18 protein-coding genes are annotated in these 20,005 nt (G+C 60.1%); 8 read left to right on the top strand and 10 right to left on the bottom strand.

Annotated features, from left to right (window positions below; genetic code table 11):
• Positions 1–218: 218 nt before the first annotated feature.
• The 4 genes from LOY55_RS28100 to LOY55_RS28085 all read right to left on the bottom strand — a co-directional run bounded on the left by LOY55_RS28100 (position 219) and on the right by LOY55_RS28085 (position 4,621).
• Entirely contained in the window at positions 219–1,190 is a 972-nt protein-coding gene (locus LOY55_RS28100; RefSeq protein ID WP_258667146.1) for a FecR domain-containing protein, read from the bottom strand.
• Entirely contained in the window at positions 1,187–1,705 is a 519-nt protein-coding gene (locus LOY55_RS28095; protein WP_046029913.1) for an RNA polymerase sigma factor, read from the bottom strand. The genes LOY55_RS28100 and LOY55_RS28095 overlap by 4 nt, the downstream gene beginning before the upstream one ends.
• Positions 1,706–1,976: 271 nt before the next feature.
• Entirely contained in the window at positions 1,977–2,684 is a 708-nt protein-coding gene (locus tag LOY55_RS28090) for a PolC-type DNA polymerase III (protein WP_046029915.1), read from the bottom strand.
• Complete coding sequence (locus LOY55_RS28085) at positions 2,681–4,621, bottom strand: putative nucleotidyltransferase substrate binding domain-containing protein (protein ID WP_046029916.1); 1,941 nt, start codon at positions 4,619–4,621, stop codon at positions 2,681–2,683. The genes LOY55_RS28090 and LOY55_RS28085 overlap by 4 nt, the downstream gene beginning before the upstream one ends.
• Positions 4,622–4,874: 253 nt before the next feature.
• Here LOY55_RS28085 and LOY55_RS28080 point away from each other — a divergent pair, with 253 nt between their 5' ends.
• A complete protein-coding gene (locus LOY55_RS28080; protein WP_046029917.1) occupies positions 4,875–5,321 on the top strand; it encodes a response regulator in 447 nt (148 codons plus the stop codon).
• A 67-nt stretch (positions 5,322–5,388) separates the two neighbouring features.
• Here the strand turns inward: LOY55_RS28080 and LOY55_RS28075 are convergent, their stop codons facing one another.
• The gene (locus LOY55_RS28075; protein WP_223522861.1) at positions 5,389–7,566 is read right to left on the bottom strand and encodes a malate synthase G; all 2,178 of its coding nucleotides are present in this window, start codon (positions 7,564–7,566) and stop codon (positions 5,389–5,391) included.
• A gap of 558 nt (positions 7,567–8,124) precedes the next feature.
• Between LOY55_RS28075 and LOY55_RS28070 the strand changes: the two genes are divergently transcribed.
• The gene (locus LOY55_RS28070) at positions 8,125–8,643 is read left to right on the top strand and encodes a glycine cleavage system protein R (RefSeq protein ID WP_046029919.1); all 519 of its coding nucleotides are present in this window, start codon (positions 8,125–8,127) and stop codon (positions 8,641–8,643) included.
• 228 nt (positions 8,644–8,871) lie between these two features.
• Here LOY55_RS28070 and rarD read toward each other — a convergent pair whose 3' ends face one another.
• The 5 genes from rarD to LOY55_RS28045 form a co-directional block, all read right to left on the bottom strand.
• Positions 8,872–9,759 carry an EamA family transporter RarD gene (gene rarD, locus LOY55_RS28065; RefSeq protein WP_046029920.1) on the bottom strand — a complete coding sequence of 296 codons (888 nt, stop codon included), beginning with the start codon at positions 9,757–9,759 and terminating at the stop codon, positions 8,872–8,874.
• 200 nt (positions 9,760–9,959) lie between these two features.
• Positions 9,960–10,934 (bottom strand): serine/threonine protein kinase, encoded by a 975-nt coding sequence (locus LOY55_RS28060; RefSeq protein WP_109785573.1) that lies wholly within the window; start codon positions 10,932–10,934, stop codon positions 9,960–9,962.
• Between the two features lie 196 nt (positions 10,935–11,130).
• Positions 11,131–13,032, bottom strand: a complete 1,902-nt coding sequence (locus LOY55_RS28055; protein ID WP_223522859.1) for a PhoX family phosphatase — start codon at positions 13,030–13,032, stop codon at positions 11,131–11,133.
• Positions 13,033–13,090: 58 nt separating this feature from the next.
• On the bottom strand, positions 13,091–13,855 hold the full coding sequence (locus tag LOY55_RS28050) for a TOBE domain-containing protein (RefSeq protein WP_046029923.1): 765 nt from the start codon (positions 13,853–13,855) through the stop codon (positions 13,091–13,093).
• A 63-nt stretch (positions 13,856–13,918) separates the two neighbouring features.
• Positions 13,919–14,659, bottom strand: coding sequence for a ComF family protein (locus LOY55_RS28045; protein WP_109785571.1), 741 nt, complete (start codon positions 14,657–14,659; stop codon positions 13,919–13,921).
• Positions 14,660–14,750: 91 nt separating this feature from the next.
• Between LOY55_RS28045 and bioB the strand changes: the two genes are divergently transcribed.
• The 6 genes from bioB (at position 14,751) to LOY55_RS28015 (ending at position 19,728) form a co-directional block, all read left to right on the top strand.
• Positions 14,751–15,806, top strand: a complete 1,056-nt coding sequence (gene bioB / locus LOY55_RS28040; protein WP_046029927.1) for a biotin synthase BioB — start codon at positions 14,751–14,753, stop codon at positions 15,804–15,806.
• Between the two features lie 134 nt (positions 15,807–15,940).
• Positions 15,941–17,119, top strand: a complete 1,179-nt coding sequence (bioF, locus tag LOY55_RS28035) for an 8-amino-7-oxononanoate synthase (protein ID WP_223522857.1) — start codon at positions 15,941–15,943, stop codon at positions 17,117–17,119.
• Positions 17,112–17,843, top strand: coding sequence for an alpha/beta fold hydrolase (locus LOY55_RS28030; RefSeq protein WP_223522856.1), 732 nt, complete (start codon positions 17,112–17,114; stop codon positions 17,841–17,843). Before bioF ends, LOY55_RS28030 begins: the two co-directional genes overlap by 8 nt.
• Entirely contained in the window at positions 17,836–18,648 is an 813-nt protein-coding gene (bioC, locus tag LOY55_RS28025; RefSeq protein ID WP_077431159.1) for a malonyl-ACP O-methyltransferase BioC, read from the top strand. The genes LOY55_RS28030 and bioC overlap by 8 nt, the downstream gene beginning before the upstream one ends.
• Positions 18,645–19,325, top strand: coding sequence for a dethiobiotin synthase (bioD, locus tag LOY55_RS28020; protein ID WP_046029933.1), 681 nt, complete (start codon positions 18,645–18,647; stop codon positions 19,323–19,325). The genes bioC and bioD overlap by 4 nt, the downstream gene beginning before the upstream one ends.
• 106 nt (positions 19,326–19,431) lie before the next feature.
• Positions 19,432–19,728, top strand: a complete 297-nt coding sequence (locus tag LOY55_RS28015) for a pyrroloquinoline quinone biosynthesis protein PqqE (protein ID WP_223522854.1) — start codon at positions 19,432–19,434, stop codon at positions 19,726–19,728.
• Positions 19,729–20,005: the final 277 nt, after the last annotated feature.

Below are 20,005 nucleotides of genomic sequence, written 5' to 3'. Positions count from 1 at the left end.
ACAGCGGCTCCTGAATGGAAATATTTCTCAATTGCTTAGGTGCCGCACGAGAATCGAAAAGTGATAGGGCTGGATGAAAATAATTTCGATTCAGCAATTGATCGTTCCCATGCTCTGCTTGGGAATGCCTCAATGGACGCTCCGGATGTGACGCAGAGCATCACGGGCTGCGTTCCCACGCGGGAGCGTGGGAACGATCACGCAGGGTGACCTGGGCGTCAGGGTTTGGCGTCAACCTTCGCCACCGTCACCCACCAGGACGTGTGCTGTTCGATTTGCACCGGCAAGGTCGGGAGCAGGGCGCTCAGGGCTTTTTCGGTATCGTGCAGCGGGAAGCTGCCGGTGATCCGCAGGTCGGCAATTTCGGGTGCAACGCCTAAATGCCCGCGTCGATAACGACCGAGTTCGCGCACCAGATCTTCCAGGCGGGCGTTGTCGACCACCAGCATGCCGCGAGTCCAGGCATCGGCGCCGGGGTTGACGGCGACAATTGGCCCCAGGCCATCGCTGCGCATCAGCACTTGCTGACCTTCGCGCAGAATCTGTTCCTCGGGATTCGATTGCGGATGCGCCGCCACCGCGGACTTCAACACGCTCAGGCGCGTGCCTTGTTCCTCGCGCTTGACCAGGAACAGCGTCCCGAGTGCCCGCATGCTGCCTTCGCGGGTTTCGACGATAAACGGCCGGGCATCGCCATGACCGGTCTCGACGAGGATTTCGCCTTCCTGAAGGATGATCCGCCGCTGCTTCTCATCAAAACGGATGTCCACGGCGCTGTGGGTGTTGAGGTTGAGCAGCGTGCCGTCGACCAGGCGCAGGGTGCGTTGCTCGCCGGTGGCGGTGCGCTGGTCGGCCAGCCAGTAGTCGAGGGGCAGATAGCGATCACCGGCAAACAGCGCCAACCCGATCACTGCGACAACGCTGGCCAAGCCGCTACCCAGTTTTCGAACGCGACGACGAATGCTTTCACGCGATTGCAGCAGCGCCGTACGGGCCGGGCCGTTGGCGACGCTGAAGCGTTGGTCGAGCATGCCTAGCTGGCGCCAGGCCCGGGCATGTTCTTCGTGAGCGGCGTGCCACTGGCTGAACGCTTCGCGCTCCACCGGGTTACCGGAGTCCAGCGATAATTGCCAGGCAATCGCTGCATCCAGCACCTGGGCCGAAACGGGTTTGGAACTGACCAGGCTCATACTGGCTCACCGTACAACGCGATGTAGCACTGACGAATCCCCTGGGCCAGGTATTGCCGGACACGCGGCACCGAGACGCCCAATCGCTCGGCGATTTCGGCATGACCGAGGCCGTCGAGGCGGTTATAGAGAAACGCTGCCCGGGCCTTGCTCGACAGCTGACCCAACAGGCGGTCGATGGCTTTAAGGTCTTCTAGAATCATCTGCTGCTCTTCGACCGACGGTTGTTCGCCTTCGGGGATCAGCATCAGTTCGGCCAGGTAGGCCTGCTCCAGTGCAGCGCGACGGAAATAGTCGAACAACAGGCCTTTGGCAATCGCCACCAGAAACGCTCGCGGCTCGCGGGGCTCTTTGAGCTCATCGCGGCCCAGCAACCGCACAAAGGTGTCCTGGCTCAGGTCTTCGGCACGTTGCGGGCACGCCACGTTGCGTCGCAGCCACGCCAATAGCCAACCGCGATGGTCGCGATACAACGCACCAACGAGCTCACTTTGGGGGCTTTGAATTGAAGACACGCAGCATCACCGATTGGGAAGTGTTAACTAACGAGAATAGTTCGCGATTGTGGCAGAGGCGGGGAAGGTAAGCAATTGGCGCTGGTCGGGTGGGTGATGACCATATCTATTCGGTACAGCCTTCTGTAGCAGCTGCCGAAGGCTGCGTCCGGTTGCGCAGCAGCCGCCATTCTGCCGGCAAGCTTGATCGGATGTACTGGGCATTGATGTGACGACCGCTGCGCAGTCGGACGCAGCCTTCGGCAGCTGCTACAGAGGAGTGTGATGGCCGTTAGAAGGAAGGCGCCTGCTGCCGCCGTTTCCACTGACTCAACCGCTGTTGCAGGTTCAACGGGCTATGGATTTGCTGCTGCCGTGCCCGACTGAACAGGATCAGCGCCAACTCAGCGGTAGCCAGCGCATCGGCACTGGCGTTATGCCGCTCGAAGACTTCCAGCTTGAACCAGTCGATCCACTCATCCAGCCCGGCGTCTCGAATGTGAGCCTGGGGGCAAAGCAGCGGGGCGATGTCGGCCACATCCAGAAACGGATGGGTCAGCTTGTAGCCCAAGTGGTCTTTGAGCGCGCGGCCTAGCATGTGCTGATCGAAGGGTGCATGAAACGCCAGCACCGGGCTGTCACCGACGAACTCCATGAATTCGAGCAAGGCCTGCGCCGGGTCACTGCCGGCCGCAATGGCGCTAGGCCCCAGCCCATGAATCAGCACGCTGGGCGCAAGCTTCAGGTTGGCGCATTGCAGCGTACGTTCGAATTGCTGGCTGAAGTCGATGGCGCCGTCCTCGATCACCACGGCACCGATGGACAACACCCGGTCCTTGTTCAGGTTCAGCCCGGTGGTTTCCAGGTCGAGGACCACCCAGCGTTGCTCGCGCAAGCTGCATTCGCCCAACTCGGGCGCTGCCGGCAACTGTTTGAGACGTTGTTGCCATTCGCCCGTCAGGAGCGGAGTGGCCGGGCGCAACCATGAAAACAGGCTCATAGCTGATACCGCAGGATCAGGCTGCTTTGCAGGCGTTGCGCCTGGCGCAGGGACTCACGCAGGATTCGGCGGTCCAGATGATTGAGGCTGTCCGGGTCAACCCGGTTGGAGTAGGGCAAGTTCTCCCGCGTTTGCAGCTGATGTTGCTGCATGCGGGTTTGCTGAATGAAGTGATACGCCTCTTCATAGGCCGCACCGTCCAGTGGCTGGATGACTTCTTTGGCCACCAGCTGGCGAAAGCGCTCCAGGGTATTGTTGGTCTCGATCCCGTGAGCCAATGCCAACAACCGTGCGCCGTCGACGAAAGGCGTCAGGCCCTGCACCTTCAGGTCCAGCGTGGCTTTTTCACCGTTCTTGCGCGCCAGGACGAACTCACGGAAACGCCCCACCGGCGGACGATTGCGCAAGGCATTCTCGGCCATCATCCTCTGAAACAGTCGGTTATCGCCGACTTGATCGAGAATTGCGCGGCGTAATTGCTCGCACCCTTGCTCGTCGCCCCAGACCACGCGCAAGTCGAAATAGATGCTCGAACCCAGCAGGTTTTCCGGCGTCGCCTCGCGAATAAAAGCTGCAAAGCGCCGCGCCCATTCGGCTCGCGACAAACACAGCTCCGGGTTGCCCGCCATGATGTTGCCCTTGCACAGCGTGAAACCGCAGAGCGCCAGGCTCTGGTTGATCTGATGGGCAATGGGCAACAGCTTGCCGCGAATCTCTGCCGCGTGCGCAGCGTCCCGAGCCTCGAATAAAATGCCGTTGTCCTGATCGGTGTGCAGCGTCTGCTCGCGACGGCCTTCGCTGCCGAAGCACAACCAGCTGAACGGCACACCGGGGTCGCCTTTTTCGGCCAGGGTCAGTTCGATCACCCGGCACACGGTGTGATCGTTGAGCAACGTGATGATGTGGGTGATTTGCGTCGAAGAGGCGCCATGAGCCAGCATGCGTTCGACCAATTGACCGATCTCACCGCGCAGCAGCACCAGGTTTTCCACGCGCTGGGCACTGCGGATGGTCCGTGCCAGGTGCACCAGGTCCACCCGTTGCAGGGAAAACAGATCGCGTTCCGAAACCACGCCGCACAGGCGATGATCTTTCACCAGGCAGACGTGGGCAATGTGCCGCTCGGTCATGGCGATGGCCGCATCGAAAGCGCTGTGGTCCGGCGTCAGGAAAAACGGCGCCTGGGTCATATGCTGCTCGATGGCTTCATTGAAGTCGTTGGTGCCTTGGGCCACGACATGGCGCAGGTCGCGCAGGGTGAAAATCCCCAGGGGGGCTTTATGCTCGTCGACCACCACGATGCTGCCGACTTGTTGCTCGTGCATCAGCGTCACCGCTTCACGCAGCGGCGTCGCCGGGCCGCAGGTCACCGGGTGGCGCATGGCCAATTCGCCCAGGCGCGTATTCAGCGAGTACTGAGTGCCGAGCGTTTCCACGGCTTTTTGCTGGACCTGCTGGTTGACCTGATCCAGCAAACTGCTGACGCCACGCAGGGCGAAGTCGCGAAAAGTGCTGGAAAGCGCGAACAGTTTGATGAACGCCAGCTTGTTCAGCTGCAGGCAGAAGGTGTCTTCGGCGGCAAGGTGTTCGGTGCGGGTCGCACGCTCACCCAGCAGCGCGGCGAGGGGAAAGCACTCGCCGGTGGTGATTTCGAAGGTGGTTTCGGTGCCACCCTTGGCGGTATGCGGGCGCTCACCGACGACGCGGCCTTGTTTGACAATGTAGAAATGTTCAACCGGGCCATCGGCAGGCTTGATGATGCTGTCGCCGGGGGCATAAAAGCGCAGTTGGCATTGCTCAACCAGGTACGCCAGGTGAGCGTGTTCCATCTGATTGAAGGGCGGGAAACGCTGAAGGAATTGCAACGTGCCCTGGATGTTCTGCAACACCGCGGTTTTCCCTGCCTGTGTGAAGGCGTCCGCTTTACTCATAACCATTACCGCAGTCTTTTTTGAATTGTTGTTGTCGGATGACCCTGCCATGGTCGGCCCCTGCGCGCAGAGTGCCCATTGGACGTAAGTCTAGGTAAACCCTGCCGGCGAAGATTTTTCGGAAGTCCCCTACACAATTCGAGGAAGGACCTATCCTTTCCCCTATTGGAAAAATACCCGACGAAGTGCACATTGAAGGCCTGCTTAGCGATGTCTCACCACTGTGCTAGGGAATTGAAATGAACATCTAGAGAAAACCATGTCCGACCACGATATTTTGAGTGACGCTGAGCGCGAGGCGCTGAGTGCCGTCATGCTGGAACCTGATTTGCCGCCGCAGCGGGTGCTGATCGTCGATGACGACAAGGACGCGCGCGAGTTGCTCTCGGAAATTCTGGCGCTGGATGGCATTCGCTGCCTGACCGCGGCCAGTGGTGAAACGGCACTCAAGATGCTGGAGCAGAAACCATTGATCGGCCTGGTGATTACTGACCTGCGCATGGGCCAGGTTGATGGTTTGGAACTGATTCGCCAGGTGCGCGAGTCTGTACGGGCGGCGATGCCGTTCATCATTGTTTCTGGCGATGCCGATGTGAAGGATGCCATTGCGGCAATGCATTTGAGCGTGGTCGACTTCCTGCTCAAACCCATTGACTCCGCCAAGCTGCTGGAGTTGGTCAAGCATGAGTTGGGGATGGATGTGTAACCTTCGATCTCAAACAAAAAGGCCCTGATCTCTCGATCAGGGCCTTTTTTTGTCCGGTGCCGCTTACTTACAGGCCATTGGCTGCCTTGAACTCGCGACGCCGACGGTGCAGAACCGGCTCGGTGTAGCCGTTCGGCTGCTGGGTGCCTTCGACCACGAGTTCGACCGCCGCCTGGAAGGCGATGTTGCTGTCGAAGTTCGGTGCCAGTGGACGGTACAGCGCGTCATTGGCGTTCTGACGGTCAACCACTGGCGCCATGCGCTTGAGGCTTTCCATCACTTGCTCTTGGGTCACGATACCGTGGCGCAGCCAGTTGGCGATGTGCTGGCTGGAAATACGCAGCGTCGCACGGTCTTCCATCAGGCCGACGTCGTTGATATCCGGCACTTTCGAGCAACCGACACCCTGGTCGATCCAGCGCACTACATAACCGAGAATACCCTGGGAATTGTTGTCCAGTTCGTTCTTGATCTGTTCTGCAGTCCACTGTGGATTGACGGCCAGCGGGATGGTCAGGATGTCGTCCACCGAAGCGCGCGCACGTTTGGCCAGTTCGGCCTGACGGGCGAACACGTCGACCTTGTGGTAGTGCAACGCGTGCAGTGCCGCAGCGGTCGGCGATGGAACCCAGGCGGTGTTGGCGCCGGCCAGCGGGTGAGCGATTTTCTGTTCGAGCATCGCCGCCATCAGGTCGGGCATCGCCCACATGCCTTTGCCGATTTGCGCGCGCCCTTGCAGGCCAGTACTCAAACCGATATCGACGTTCCAGTTTTCGTAGGCGCCGATCCACTTCTCGGCCTTCATGTCAGCCTTGCGAACCATCGGCCCGGCTTCCATGGAGGTGTGGATTTCATCGCCCGTGCGGTCGAGGAAACCGGTGTTGATGAACACTACACGCTCGCTCGCCGCCTTGATGCAGGCCTTGAGGTTGACCGTGGTACGGCGTTCCTCGTCCATGATCCCGACTTTCAACGTGTTGCGCGCCAGACCGAGGACTTCTTCGATACGACCGAACAGCTCGTTGGTGAACGCGGCTTCTTCCGGGCCGTGCATTTTTGGCTTCACGATATAGACCGAGCCAGTCCGGCTGTTCTTGCGCGAGCTGTTGCCGTTGAGGCTGTGAATCGCCGCGAGGCTGGTCACCAGACCGTCGAGAATGCCTTCCGGCACTTCGTTGCCGTCTTTATCGACGATGGCGTCGATGGTCATCAAGTGACCCACGTTACGCACGAACAACAGCGAACGACCGTGCAGGCTCAGTTCCTTGCCATCGACACCGGTGTAGGTGCGGTCGGCGTTCATGGTGCGGGTAAAAGTCTGACCGCCCTTGGCGACTTCTTCCGACAGGTCGCCCTTCATCAGGCCGAGCCAGTTGCGGTAGATCACCACTTTGTCATCGGCATCGACGGCGGCGACGGAGTCTTCGCAGTCCATGATCGTGGTCAGCGCGGCTTCCATCAGGATGTCTTTGACGCCGGCTGCGTCGGTCTGGCCGACCGGGGTGCTGGCATCGACCTGGATTTCGAAGTGCAGACCGTTGTTTTTCAGCAGAATCGCGGTCGGCGCGGCAGCATCGCCGTGGAAGCCGATCAGCTGGGCATCGTTACGCAGGCCGGTGTTGCTGCCACCTTTGAGTGCGATCAACAGTTTGCCGTCAACGATCTTGTAGCCGGTGGAATCGACATGGGAACCGGCAGCCAATGGCGCGGCGTCGTCGAGGAAGGCGCGGGCGAAGGCAATGACCTTGTCGCCACGAACCTTGTTGTAGCCTTTGCCTTTTTCCGCGCCGTCAGCTTCGCTGATGGCGTCGGTGCCGTAGAGCGCGTCGTACAGCGAACCCCAGCGGGCGTTCGAGGCGTTGAGCGCGAAACGGGCATTCATGACCGGGACCACGAGCTGCGGGCCGGCCATGCGGGCGATTTCGTCATCGACGTTTTGCGTCGTTGCCTGGAAATCGGCCGCTTCTGGCAGCAGATAACCGATGTCTTGCAGGAAGGCTTTATAAGCCACGGCATCGTGCGCCTGGCCGGCACGGGATTGGTGCCAGCCATCGATACGAGCCTGGAAATCATCGCGTTTGGCGAGTAGGGCTTTGTTCTTCGGCGCCAGGTCATGAATGACCTTGTCGGCACCGGCCCAGAACTTATCGGCGGTGAGGCCGGTACCGGGAATGGCTTCGTTGTTCACGAAGTCGAACAGGACTTTGGCGACCTGCAGGCCACCGACTTGAACGTGTTCAGTCATTGCTTGCCTCACTCTGCTCAGCTATTTCGCTTTTCAGCTCTTCAATTTAACAATGAAGCCTCTGGCCATTTAAACCACAAACCCTTGCGCCAGTACATGCCCTTGCGGACGGCTGGGTTCGGTCCAATCAACGGCTTTGAGGCCTTGCTGACGGGGCTTTCAGGGTTGCGAGTGTGCCTGTGGCAGACATCGATCCAACGTTATGTAGTGCGCGCTGCGGCATACTACATGATGAATTGCGCTTGTGAAAATTAGACTAATTACGTCGTTCTGCGACCCCATGACGCATTGCAGTCACGGTGTGGTACTGGATGTTCTCAAAAAACCATAAGATTGTTCCAGTTAAATATAAAAAGTTGTACACGATTTGTGGTTTTCAGTTCATTCAGCGGTGCCTTCAATCGCGGGCAAGCCCGCTCCCACAGGGACTGCGCATGACGCTGTGGGAGCGGGCTTGCCCGCGATAAGGTCAGTCGATACACCATTGATTCTGGATCTGGCCAACCCTTGCCTATACTTGGATTTTCATAACAAAAGTCATGACAAGAGGGCTGCGCCATGGACCACCTCGTACTCACAGTATTCGCTCCGGACAAGCCTGGGCAGGTCGAGCGCATCGCCCAGTGCATTGCCGAACACGGGGGCAACTGGCTGGAAAGCCGCATGTCGCGCATGGCAGGACAGTTCGCCGGGATTCTTCGGGTGGGCGTGCCGGCCGAGGCCTACGATGAACTGGTGGATGCCTTGCAAGCGTTGTCTGCCCAAGGCATTCGTGTACTGATTGCCGAAAGTGGCATCGAGCAGTCCTGCACCTGGAAACCCATTGCGATGGAATTGGTGGGCAATGATCGTCCGGGCATCGTTCGCGACATCACGCGTCTGTTGAGCGAGCAGGGGGTGAACCTGGAACGGCTAGTGACCGAAGTGAGGCCGGCACCGATGAGCAGCGAGCCGTTGTTTCACGCTGAAGCGATTCTCGCGGTGCCGCTGACATTGTCGCTGGACGTGTTGCAGTCGCGCCTGGAAACCCTGGCGGACGATTTGATGGTTGAACTGGTGCTGCGCAGTGAGCCCTGACCGGGTTATCCGGGAAGGTTATCCAAGTTAAACGTGCACCCACCTGTGGATAACCTGTAGAGACAGCCCGCTAGCCCACGCCGGCCGGGCTTCTTCAGTATCTGATCAAAAAACCATCAGTTTCAACGAGTTGCACACAAACGGCGGGGATCACGCTGTGGATAACCTTGGGAAGGATCGATGCAGGCCAATAGGGCCGTGGCCTGCAGAGGTTTGTGTGTTTTTTGATCAGCTGCGGCGGCGCAAACTTATCCACGCATCGACGCTATAAACCGCAAGACCTGCCCAGATAAAGATGAACGCGACCAGCGTGCTGGATGACAAGTGTTCGCCAAACAGCAGAACGGCTTGCAACAGCACCAGTGTCGGCGCCAGGTATTGGAGAAATCCTAACGTCGTGTAAGGCAAATGCCGTGCGGCGGCGTTGAAACACACCAGCGGCACCAGCGTGACCGGGCCGGCGGCGACCAGCCACCAGGCTTCAGAGGTGGTCCAGAACTCGGGTTGGGCGCTGGCCGCCGTCGGGTTGAACAGCAGCCACGCAACAGCAATCGGCACCAGCATCCAGGTTTCCACCACCAGACCGGGCAATGCCTTGACCGGCGCCTGCTTACGGATCAATCCGTAGAACCCGAACGTCAGCGCCAACACCAGCGACACCCAGGGCAGGCTGCCGACTTGCCACACCTGCTGCGCCACGCCAACCGCCGCCAAACCCACGGCCAGCCACTGCATGCGCCGTAGCCGTTCGCCGAGGATCAACATCCCCAGCAACACGTTCACCAGCGGGTTGATGTAGTAACCGAGGCTGGCCTCGAGCATCCGCCCGTTGTTCACCGACCACACGTAGGTCAGCCAGTTGGCCGCAATCAGCGTGCCACTGAGGGCGAGGATCGCCAGGCGTTTGGGGTTGTCTCGCAGTTCGCGCCACCAGCCGGGATGTTTCCAGACCATCAGCAACAAGGCACCGAACAGCGCGGACCACAGCACGCGATGGATGATGATTTCCACGGCGGGCACGTTGGCAATGGCTTTGAAGTAGAGCGGGAAAAGTCCCCAAATGATGTAGGCACTCAGGCCCAGAATGTACCCGCGACGCGGGTTGGCAGCTTGCATGCAGAATCCTTGCTTAGGCAGCTAACAAAGAGGGATTGTAAGGAGATTTGTCTACGAATGTCCTGCCTGATTAGGTTGGGTAATTGTGAACACTCAACCCTGTGGGAGCGAGCTTGCTCGCGATGGCGGCGATTCAATCAGCACATCAGTGACTGATGGATTGCTATCGCGAGCAAGCTCGCACAGGGTTTCTAGGTGGGTCAGAAAAGTTTAAGGGGTTCTTCGTTCAGGGCTGCGAGTTGCTCGCGCAATGCCAGCACCTGGTCGCCCCAATACCGCTCGCTGCCAAACCACGGAAAGCTGTGCGGGAACGCCGGGTCGTCCCAGCGACGGGCGAGCCAGGCGCTGTAGTGCATCAGGCGCAAGGCGCGCAGTGGCTCGATCAACGCCAGTTCCCGAGGATCAAAGTCGTGAAACTCGTTGTAGCCGTCCATCAGTTCCGACAGCTGCCCGAGGCATTCCTGGCGGTCACCGGCCAGCATCATCCAGATGTCTTGCACCGCCGGGCCCATGCGGCAGTCATCGAGGTCGACGATGTGGAACATTTCGTCGCGGCACATCATGTTGCCGGGGTGGCAATCACCGTGCATGCGAATGTTCTGGTGCGGCGTGTTGCTGTAGGCATCTTCCACACGCTTGAGCAGGTCGCGGGCCACCGATTCGTAGGCCGGCAGCAAACTCTTGGGGATGAAATTGCCTTCGAGCAAGGTGGTCAGCGAGTCGTGGCCGAAGTTCTTCACACCCAGCGCTTCACGGTGGTCGAACGGTTTGGTTTTGCCGACGGCGTGCAGGCGACCGAGCAATTGACCCAGGCGATAGAGTTGATCGAGATTTCCCGGCTCCGGCGCGCGGCCACCACGGCGGGGGAACAGGGTGAAACGAAAGCCGTTGTGCTCGTGCAGGCTGGCGCCGTTGTGAATCATCGGGGCGACTACCGGTACGTCGCATTCGGCGAGTTCGAAGGTGAACTGGTGCTCTTCGAGAATCGCTTCGTTGGTCCAGCGCTGCGGACGGTAGAACTTGGCGATCAGCGGCTCGCCATCTTCGATGCCGACCTGATAGACACGGTTCTCGTAACTGTTGAGCGCCAGAATGCGCGCGTCACTGAGAAAGCCAATACTTTCGACGGCATCGAGCACGAGGTCTGGGGTGAGGGTTGCAAACGGGTGGGCCATGCTGACTCCTGCGCGCAGCAGGCTGCCGCGTCCGGCCAAGCATGGTAGCGCAGACGGGGCTTCTTTAGGGGGATCGTTCCCACGCTCTGCGTGGGAATGCAGCCAGGGACGCTCCGCGTCCTCAGAAGCGGACGCGGAGCGTCCGGTGAGGCATTCCCACGCAGAGCGTGGGAACGATCATCTGCGTGATCGATAATCAGGCGCCGACGATCCCGCCATCCTCACGGGAAATCGCCATCACCGAAGACCGCGGTTTGCCATTGGGCAAATGCTCCGGGAATGTCGAACCGCCATTTTCCCCCGGATGCTGAATGCCGACAAACAAGGTCTTTTGATCCGGTGAGAAGCTGATCCCGGTGACTTCGCAGCCAATCGGCCCGACCATGAAGCGGCGAATCTCCCCGGTCACAGGGTCGGCACACAGCATCTGGTTGTTGCCCATGCCGGCAAAGTCACCGGCATTGCTCGAATCGCCGTCGGTGAGAATCCACAAGCGTCCAGCTTTGTCGAACCCCAGGCCATCCGGGCTATTGAACATGTTCTGCGGCGTGATGTTCGACGATCCGCCCTTCGGCGTGCCGGCATGAACACCCGGATTGCCGGCGACCACAAACAGGTCCCAGGCAAAGCTATTGGCGGCATGATCGTCGCGGTCGGTGCGCCAGCGCAGGATCTGACCGTACACGTTCTTCTCACGCGGGTTCGGTCCGCCCACCGGCTGACCGTCCTCGCCGCGTTTGGCATTGTTGGTCAGGGTGCAATAAACCTGGCCATCCTTGGGGCTGACGACGATCCATTCCGGGCGGTCCATGCGCGTGGCTTTCACCACGCTGGCGGCGAGGCGTGCGTGGATCAGCACCTCGGCCTGGTCGGCGAAGCCGCTGCTGGCGTCGATACCGTTTTTGCCGTGGGTCAGCTCGACCCATTCGCCCTGGCCCTTCGGGTGATCGGCATTGCCGTCGCCGGCGTCGAAGCGCGCGACGTACAGCGTGCCGTGATCCAGCAGGTCGCGGTTGGCCTTGGGGTTTTTGTGGTTGATCTTGTCGCGGCTGACGAACTTGTAGATGAACTCGCCGCGTTCGTCGTCGCCCATGTACACCACGGCGCGGCCGTCATGGGTTTCAGCCAGCGCGGCGTTCTCATGCTTGAAGCGGCCCAAGGCCGTGCGCTTGACCGGCGTCGATTGCGGATCGAACGGGTCAATCTCCACCACCCAGCCGTGACGATTGAGTTCGTTCGGATTTTTCGCCAGGTCGAAACGCGCGTCGTGCGGGTGCCAGTTGATCTCTTTGCTGGTCGCCACCGCGCCGTAGCGTTTCTGCGCGGCGTCGAATTTTTGCTCGGCATTGCTGCTGCCGAAGCAGTCGGTGAAGTTCTCTTCACAGGTCAGGTACGTGCCCCACGGCGTCTTGCCGTTGGCGCAGTTCTGAAAGGTGCCGAGGACATTTTTGCCCTGTGGGTCGGCGCTGGTTTTCAGCAGTTCATGGCCGGCGGCCGGGCCACTCAGGGTGATCGGTGCGTTGCCGTGAATGCGTCGGTTGTAGCGCGAGCCCTGGACGAATTGCCATTGGCCGTTCTTGCGCTGCACTTCGATCACCGACACGCCTTCGCAGGCCAGCGCCTTGCGCACTTCTTCGGCCGATTGTGGCATGCCGCCGTGCGCGTAGAGGTAGCGATAGTTGGTGTATTCGTTGTTGATTGCCATCAGCGCCCGGTCTTTCTCACCGGGAAACTCGAACAGGCTCATGCCGTCATTGTTGTCGCCGAACTGGAGTTCCTGCTGTTCGGCCGTGCCATTGCCACTGGGGTCGAAGGCCGGGCCGTTTTTGTGCAGGGGCTGGCCCCAACTGATCAGCACCGAGGATTTGTAACCCGCGGGAAGGGTGATGGCGTCGCTGGTGGCGGCGGGGATGCTGTCAAAGCCCAACAGTTTGCTGGTGCCTGCGCTGACGCTCGCGGCCAGCACGCTACGGCTCAGCAGGTTGCCACCGAGGAACATCGCCGCACCGCAGAGGGCACCGGCGCTGATGAAACCACGACGACTGAGGCCGACCATTTTTTCGAGGTCGGTGGATTGGTTTTCTTCTAATAGGCTCACATCAGGCTCCCTGCGGGTTTTTGCAGTCACCTTAATGAGCCTCCGTGACGTTTTTGTTTCAGAGCGGAGTGCCCAACAGGATATTGGACGGCGAACATTGCACCCGTACCGGTTTGTCGATGGCAAGCCCCAGGGTTCTCAAGTGCAGCGGTTCGGCCAGCGCGCACAGCGTATGGCCATTAGGCAGGCCGATGCGCACTTCGCTGGGGCCGTCTTCGGCGTCGAGAATTTCTTCGATAATGCCGTTCAAGCAGTTGTTGCCGGGTGTTTCCTGCTGGTCGATGCCCAGCAGGTCCAGCCAACCGGCCTTGATCAATGCGACCACCTCGGTGCCGATTTCCAACTCCAGGCGCAGGGTGCTGTCGTGGGTAATCTGCGCATCAATGTTCAAGCCTTCGGCCAATTCAAGACGGATCAGGTCATTGCGCCCCTGAGCTTCGATCTCCACAACCTTGCCATGCAGTTGATTACGCGCGCTGGTCCTGAGCATCAGGCGGCCGAGCAAGTCCAGATCGCTGGCGTCTTCGGCCGCCTCCAGCACTTGGGCCTGCAGGGCTTGCAGCTTTTGGTAAAGGCGCAACACACGCAGGCCTTCGCTGGAGAGTTTGGCGCCCCCGCCGCCTTTGCCACCGACACTGCGCTCCACCAGCGGCTTCTGCGCCAGGTTGTTCAGTTCGTCGATCGCATCCCATGCGGCCTTGTAGCTCAGGCCCGCACTTTTCGCGGCACGGGTGATCGAGCCTTGTTCGGCGATGTGTTGCAGCAACGCAATGCGCTGCGGACGACGGACAATGTGCTGGGACAACAAGGTTGGCAAGGACATGGCAAGGCGCTTTGGGCTGTGACGATTGGAAAGACGTTGGCCGCTTGGGGCGCGGGAGTCAAGTCAGGCCACGTCGCCAGGTTTGGGTGTTCGGGCCAGGCAGTAGACATCAACCCGTGCGGCGCCAGCCTCCATTAACAACCGGGCGAGGGCTTGCGCCGTCGCACCGGTGGTCAGCACGTCGTCCACCAAGGCCAGATGACGGCCCTTGATGTGCGCGCCGGGTGTCAGGGCGAAGGCATGGCGAAGGTTCTTTTTGCGGGCATCGGCATTCAAATCCTGCTGCGCGCTGGTGTCTTGAATCCGCAACAGCAGCGTTTCGTCGCAAGGGATGTCGAGGTTGGCGCCGAGCCAGCGGGCGAGCATCGCGGCTTGATTGAAGCCCCGTTGACGCAAGCGTTTAGCGGCCAGCGGCACGGGGACGAGCGCGTCAGGTCGATTCAGGTCTTCATCGAAGCGATGTTGCAGGAACTGCGCGAGAAGTTCGCCGAGCAGGCGGCCGAATGGCCACTTTGCCGAGTGCTTGAAGCGTGTGATCAACGTGTCCAGCGGAAAGCTGTAAGTCCAGGGTGTGGCCACTCGCTCGAAGGCGGGCGGGTGTTCCTGGCACTGGCCGCAGGTCAGCCCGGCGCCGGTCAAGGGCAGGGCACAGGTTTGGCAGTGATCGCCAAGCCAGGGCAGTTCCGTTTCGCAGGCCATGCAAATCGGGATGTGTTCATCGGCCGGTTCAGCGCAGAGCAAACAGTGCTGATTGTTTTTTAACCAGATGTAAACCGCCCCTTCGTAACGTGGTTGACAGCGCATGAGTCTTCCTTAAATATGCCGAACATCCGTGTCGCGTCTGTGGGTATTCCGTCCCCAGTCGCTTGCCAAGCATAAAACAAAGGAAACGCCCATGAGCGCCAGCACCACTGCAACCCTGCGTCATGACTGGTCTTTGGCCGAAGTCAAAGCACTCTTCGTTCAGCCATTCAATGACCTGTTGTTCCAGGCGCAGACGGTGCACCGTGCGCATTTCGACGCCAACCGCGTCCAGGTTTCCACGCTGCTGTCGATCAAGACCGGCGCCTGCCCTGAAGATTGCAAATATTGCCCGCAGTCCGGTCACTACAACACCGGCCTGGAAAAAGAAAAGTTGATGGAAGTACAGAAGGTCCTCGAAGAGGCCGCTCGCGCCAAGGCCATCGGGTCGACCCGTTTCTGCATGGGCGCCGCGTGGAAGCATCCGTCGGCCAAAGACATGCCTTACGTGCTGAAGATGGTCGAAGGTGTGAAAGCCCTGGGCCTGGAAACCTGCATGACCCTGGGTCGCCTGGATCAGGACCAGACCGAAGCGCTGGCCAAGGCCGGCCTCGACTACTACAACCACAACCTCGACACCTCGCCGGAGTTCTACGGCAGCATCATCACCACCCGCACCTACGGCGAGCGCCTGCAAACCCTGGCCTACGTGCGTGATTCGGGGATGAAGATCTGCTCGGGCGGCATCCTTGGCATGGGCGAGTCCCTTGATGACCGCGCCAATCTGCTGATCCAGTTGGCCAACCTGCCAGAGCATCCGGAATCGGTGCCGATCAACATGCTGGTGAAAGTCGCCGGGACGCCGCTGGAAAATGCGGAAGACGTCGACCCGTTCGATTTCATCCGCATGCTCGCCGTCGCCCGCATCCTGATGCCGCAATCCCACGTGCGTTTGTCCGCTGGCCGCGAAGCGATGAACGAGCAGATGCAGGCCCTGGCGTTCTTCGCTGGCGCCAACTCGATTTTCTACGGCGAAAAACTGCTGACCACTGCCAACCCGCAAGCCGACAAGGACATGCAACTGTTCTCGCGCCTGGGGATTCTGCCGGAAGCGCGCGAAGAACACGCCGACGAGGTGCATCAAGCCGCCATCGAGCAAGCGCTGGTTGAGCAGAAGAGCAGCGAGCAGTTTTACAACGCAGCTGTTTAAGTCCTTTGCCTTGTAGGAGCAAGGCTTGCCCGCGATGAAAACGCCTCGGTCGGCCTGAATGACTGCGGCGCTCTTATCGCGAGCAAGCTTTGCTCCTACAGGGGCTGTACCCCATTCCTACTCGCGAGGCCTGCATGTCTTTCGATCTCGCCGCACGCCTTGCTGCCCGTCGTGCCGAAAACCTCTACCGCCAGCGCCCGCTACTCGAAAGCCCTCAAGGCCCGGAAGTGGTGGTCGATGGTCAACCGTTGCTCGCGTTCTGTAACAACGACTACTTGGGCCTGGCCAATCACCCGCAAGTGATCGAAGCCTGGCGCGCCGGTGCGGCTCGTTGGGGCGTCGGTGGCGGGGCGTCGCACTTGGTGATCGGCCACAGCACGCCGCATCACGCGCTGGAGGAGGCCTTGGCTGACCTGACCGGCCGTCCGCGTGCGTTGTTGTTCACCACCGGTTACATGGCCAATCTCGGTGCAGTCACGGCCTTGGTCGGGGCGGGTGATACGGTGCTGGAGGATCGACTCAATCACGCCTCGTTGCTGGATGCCGGTTTGCTGTCCGGCGCGCGCTTCAACCGCTATCTGCACAACGACGCGGTCAGTCTGGCCAAGCGGCTGGAGAAGGCCACCGGTAATACGCTGGTGGTCACCGACGGCGTATTCAGCATGGACGGCGACATCGCCAATCTGCCGGCGCTGGCGCTCGAAGCCAAGGCCAAAGGCGCCTGGCTGATGGTCGATGACGCTCACGGGTTTGGGCCGCTGGGCGCCAATGGCGGTGGGATCGTCGAGCATTTTGGCCTGAGTCAGGAAGACGTGCCGGTTCTGGTGGGCACACTGGGCAAGGCATTCGGCACGGCCGGGGCCTTTGTTGCTGGCAGTGACGAGTTGATCGAAAGTCTGATCCAGTTCGCCAGACCCTACATTTACACCACCAGCCAGCCACCGGCGCTGGCCTGCGCGACGCTGAAAAGCCTCGAACTGCTGCGCACCGAACACTGGCGGCGTGAGCATCTGAAGGTGCTGATTCGTCAGTTCCGCCAGGGTGCCGAGCAGATTGGCCTGGAACTGATGGACAGTTTCACGCCGATCCAGCCGATCATGATCGGCGATGCCGGGCGTGCGGTACGGCTGTCGCAGATGTTGCGCGAGCGCGGTCTGATGGTGACCGCGATCCGTCCGCCGACCGTGCCGGCTGGCAGCGCCCGCTTGCGGGTGACCCTGACCGCCGCTCATAGCGAGGCACAGGTGCAGCGCTTGTTGAATGGACTGGCCGATTGTTTTGCACTTTTGAAATCGGAGCCAAGCCATGCGTGACCGACTGATTCTGCTGCCCGGATGGGGCCTCGGGATTTCGCCGCTGGAACCCTTGGCGGCAGCCTTGCGTGGGCTGGATGAGCATCTGCGGGTCGAGATCGAGCCGTTGCCGGAACTGGAATCGAGTGATCTTGACGAGTGGCTCGATGAGCTGGATTCGACCCTGCCGCAAGACGCCTGGCTCGCAGGCTGGTCCTTGGGTGGCATGCTCGCGGCGGAGCTGGCGGCGCGTCGAGGCGATCGCTGCTGCGGTTTACTGACGCTGGCGAGCAATCCTTCGTTTGTTGCCCATGAGCAATGGCCGAGCGCGATGCCCGCCGAGACGTTCGAGGCGTTTCTGGCCGGCTGCCAGGCAGATCCACGCCTGACGTTGAAACGGTTTTCGTTGCTGTGTGCGCAAGGCGCGCAAGACCCTCGCGGTCTTTCCCGGTTACTGCTCGGTGGTGCGCCCCATTCCACTGCTTCGGTTTTGGCGGCCGGTCTGGAAGTCCTTGCACAACTGGATACTCGCCAGGCTTTGCAGGCATATCGCGGTCCACAATTTCATTTGTTCGCCGGCCTCGACGGCCTGGTTCCGGCCGAAGCCGCAGGGGATTTGCTGACGCTGCTGCCGGATGTCGAAATTGGTCTGATTGAACAGGCCAGTCATGCGTTTCTTCTGGAAGACCCCCACGGTGTGGCGGGGGCGATTCAGGCCTTTTTGCACGAGTCCGGTGATGACTGATTTATCCCTTCCCAATCTGCCCGGCGGTTTGCCTGACAAGCGCCAGGTGGCAGCGTCCTTTTCTCGCGCGGCAGCGAGCTATGACAGCGTGGCCGAATTGCAACGCGATGTTGGCAGCCAGTTGTTGAGTCGCTTGCCGGGTGATTTTGTCCCGGGTCGCTGGCTGGACCTGGGCTGCGGCACCGGTTATTTCAGTCGTGCGTTGAGCGAGCGTTTTCCGGCCGGTCAGGGTGTCGCCCTCGACATTGCCGAAGGCATGCTCAATCACGCGCGGCCATTGGGTGGGGCGACCCATTTCATCGCGGGCGATGCCGAGCGCTTGCCGCTCCAGGATTCGACCTGCGATTTGATCTTCTCCAGCCTTGCCGTGCAGTGGTGCGCTGATTTTGAGTCGGTGCTTCGCGAGGCGCACCGGGTGCTGAAACCAGGGGGTATTTTCGCGTTTGCTAGTCTTTGTGTAGGGACGTTGTTTGAACTGCGTGACAGCTGGCGTCAGGTCGATGGCATGGTCCACGTCAATCGCTTCCGCGAGTTGGGTGTTTATCAGCAGTTGTGTGCTGCCAGTGGCTTGAAGACTGTCAGCCTGCAAACGCGTCCTCATGTATTGCATTACCCGGATGTGCGCAGCCTGACCCATGAACTGAAGGCATTGGGTGCGCACAACTTGAACCCAGGGCGGCCGGGTGGTTTGACTGGCCGTGCGCGGATCCTCGGTTTGATCGAGGCGTATGAGCAATTTCGCCAGGCCGAAGGTTTGCCGGCGACTTACCAGGTGGTCTACGCCGTGTTGGAGAAACCTTTATGAGCGCAGCCTATTTCATCACCGGCACTGACACTGACGTTGGCAAGACCACCGTTGCTGCGGGTTTGTTGCATGCCGCGCGATCCGCGGGCCTGAGCACGGCAGCGGGCAAGCCGGTTGCCTCTGGCTGCGACGTGACGCCCAAGGGGTTGCGTAATGCCGATGCGTTGGCGTTGTTGGCCGAGTGTTCGTTGCCGTTGACGTATGCCCAGGTCAATCCACTCGCGTTCGAGCCGGCCATCGCTCCACACCTGGCCGCACGGGAGGCCGGCGTGGCATTGACCGTGCAGTCGCTGTTGACGCCCATGCGCGAGATTCTCGATATGCAGGCGGATTTCACCCTGATCGAAGGGGCGGGCGGCTGGCGCGTGCCGTTGGCGGATCAGGACAATCTGTCTGACCTGGCGATGGCGCTGGGTTTGCCGGTCATTCTGGTGGTCGGTGTGCGGCTGGGTTGCATCAACCATGCGCTGTTGACGGCCGAGGCGATTGCTCAGGATGGGTTGCAGCTGGCGGGTTGGGTGGCCAATATCATCGATCCGAAAACCTCACGGTTGGAGGAAAACCTCGCCACGCTCGCCGAGCGGATTCCCGCGCCCTGCCTGGGGCGAGTACCGAGGCTCAAGTCGATCACGGCTGAATCCGTGGCGGAACATTTGCAACTGGATCTGCTGGACTAGGTTTTATCTATGACAAGGCACTGTGCCATTAGTGTTTTTGTCGGGCCTTTTGCCATCAGGTCTGGTTCAATGGCCACCATTGATCCCTTGCAGGACGAGTTCTCCCATGGAAATCTCAGGTAACACCGCTTTTTATGCTGGTCTGAGCACTATTCAGATAGGGCAGAACCGCGTCGATCAAGCTTCCGGGCAGATCGCCAGCAACACCATTGAGCGTTCGGTTACCAGCCAGTCCTCCGAGGCTCAGGTTGATCGTCTGCGTTCGGTTGATCGCAGCCAGCAATCTGACCTGGCCAGCAACGTAATCGATCTGGCCCAAGGCAAATTTCAGGTTGAAGCGGGCGCCAAAGTCGCCAAGGCTTCGGACGAAATGCTCGGCACGTTGATCGATACATTCGCTTGATTCCCCGCTGAATCCGCTTCATCGACGCCGCGACTTTTCGCGGCGTTTTTCTGCGTAAGTCCTTCTCGCTCAACTAATCTTTTCTACACGCCGCGGTGTTTATTCAGCGCTCGTACGCTGCTGCGTGTCCGGCAGATCGGTGAGGTGATGACGAACGGCCAAAGATCGACGCTTGACAAGAATTAGGCGTAAACGTATGTTTCAAACAACTGTTTGACCGTCACAACAAATCAACACGGTCGTTCATTCCCGGTTACATCAGCAGAGGTTTATCGCT

The sequence above is a fragment of the Pseudomonas sp. B21-040 genome, from assembly GCF_024748695.1.
In the GTDB taxonomy this organism is placed as follows: Bacteria; Pseudomonadota; Gammaproteobacteria; order Pseudomonadales; family Pseudomonadaceae; genus Aquipseudomonas.
The sequence above is the reverse complement of the archived record's forward strand: the minus strand, read 5'-3'. Positions and strand labels throughout refer to the sequence as shown.